The sequence below is a fragment of the Vogesella mureinivorans genome, assembly GCF_007644035.1.
GTDB lineage: Bacteria > Pseudomonadota > Gammaproteobacteria > Burkholderiales > Chromobacteriaceae > Vogesella > Vogesella mureinivorans.
This window is the reverse complement of record NZ_VMTV02000533.1, coordinates 1-268: the sequence shown is the minus strand read 5'-3', so window position 1 is coordinate 268 and position 268 is coordinate 1. Positions and strand designations below refer to the sequence as shown.

Here is a 268-nt window from a genome sequence, read left to right as displayed (position 1 = left end):
GGCCGGCTAAAGTAGTAGCCTTGAATTTCATTACACCCTTGAGATTTGATGTATTCAAACTGATCTTGCGTCTCCACACCTTCAGCAGTGATCTTTAATGCCAGACTCTTTGCTAAGGATATTATTGCGTTTGTAACGGCTGCGTTATGGGGATCGGCAACAACATCTCGGACAAAAGATCGATCAATTTTTAAAGTGTCAATGGGAAAATGTCTCAAGTAATTTAAAGATGAGTAACCTGTCCCAAAATCATCCAGTGCAAGGGTAA

General features: G+C 40.7%; 1 protein-coding gene. It reads right to left on the bottom strand.

What is annotated here, in order from left to right:
- A partial coding sequence (locus FLQ44_RS14405; RefSeq protein ID WP_147694974.1) for an EAL domain-containing protein occupies positions 1 to 268 on the bottom strand: 268 nt, incomplete at both ends.